We start from the raw sequence: 1,503 nt of genomic DNA, 5'->3' as shown, positions 1-1,503 counted from the left end.
AGGTCGGGCGCGGGCACCGGCGCGCGCTCCGCACCGCTCGGCGACTGCAGCACGCGGAGGCGATCCGCCTCGGCGAGCCGGATGTACTCCCGCAGGCCCTCGAGGTGGTCGCGTGCGGCGCGCCCGCGCTCCGTCAGGGGGCGCACGACGCCGACGATGCCGAAGGTGACGAACACCGCCGCACCCGCGACGAGGATGGTCAGCCACTGCCAGCCGCCGCCCATCCGCTCGTCGAGCGCGATGAACCCGAAGACGGCCGCGAGCACCGCCGCGCCGATCGCGAGCAGCGAGAACAGCCCCCGGAGGCCCCGATCGGGCTTGCGACGCAGGCCCTCGCGCTCGACCCGGGAGTGCACGGAGGTCCGCAGCCGCGCGAGCTTGGTGCCGAGCGAGGCATCCCTCGACCGCAGGTCGCGGCGCGACCCGATCGGCGCCATCGGCCCGAACACCGCCCGGAGCACGCTCGACGCGTCGCGGTCGGCACCCTCGATCGGGGCGGCGAGCTGGACCGAGTACTTCCGGGAGCCCGTCTCGATCACCCGCACCCGACGGTCGACGGCCTCGGCGAGCAGCGTGGCCGTGATGCCCTTCGAGGCGGCGCGGACGAGGTCGGCGGCCTCCATGAGCGTGAGCCGCTCGGGCGGCTCGTACTGGGCGATGATGATGCCGCGGCCGGGGTGGTCGCGCCACCGCGTGGCGCGCATGACGCCCGCGGTGACCGCGAGGGCGACGGCGAGGAGCGCACCGACGAGCGAGGTCATGGCCGCGGGCGATGACGTGAAGCGGTCGTCCCGCGGTTCGAAGGTCCCCGGCACGAAGCCGATCGCCACGGTCAGGTTCTGGTACGGGCCGAGCGCGTCGGCCCGCGCGAGGACGACGGGCTCGCCCTCGGGCCGCACCTCGAGGCTCGCGCACGGGGTGCTGGAGCCCTCGTAGCCGCTGTAGCACGCCGCGTCGCCGGAGAGGGCGTCGACGAGGTCGGGCTCGAGGCGCACCTCGGCCCGGACGACGCCGAACGGCTGGCGCCACCCGGTGCCGTTGACGTCCCAGTAGAACTCCTGCACGTCGAGGTCGTCGGGGTCGAACGTGACGTTGCGCTGGTCGTAGGTGATCACGTAGCTCTGCTCGCCGTGCACGAAGTCGTCCGCGGCGATCGTGACGAGCTCGAACGCGCCGTCCTCGCTGCGCTCGGTCTCGAACGACCGCGAGGCGCCGTCCTGGTCGAACACCGAGCGCACGCGCACGTCGGTCGGGTGCCCGTCGTAGGTGCGCGGGATCGCGCGATGGATGCCGCGGTTCTGGTCGTACTCGGGGAAGACGGCAACCAGCGTCTCGGTCGTCCGGAGGGTGGAGCGCCCGTCGTCGTCGCGGCCCAGCTCGTAGACCGCGTCGAAGCTCGCGAACACGAAGTCGTCGACATCGGCCCGGACCGCGCCGACGGGTTCGGCGACGGACCGCACCGGCGCCTCGACCGCCGGGGCGGGCGCCGCGGAGGCCGCCGCC

Annotated in this window: 1 protein-coding gene; it reads right to left on the bottom strand. The window is 74.3% G+C overall.

All coding sequences use genetic code 11. From position 1 onward, the window contains the following. Nucleotides 1–1,503, bottom strand: a 1,503-nt coding sequence (locus tag ESO86_RS16830; protein WP_165308231.1) for a DUF2207 family protein, incomplete at both ends; no start/stop codon positions are given.

Origin of the sequence: Agromyces binzhouensis (assembly GCF_004135055.1) — a bacterium.
GTDB classification, from domain to species: Bacteria; Actinomycetota; Actinomycetes; order Actinomycetales; family Microbacteriaceae; genus Agromyces; species Agromyces binzhouensis.
The sequence above is the reverse complement of the archived record's forward strand: the minus strand, read 5'-3'. Positions and strand labels throughout refer to the sequence as shown.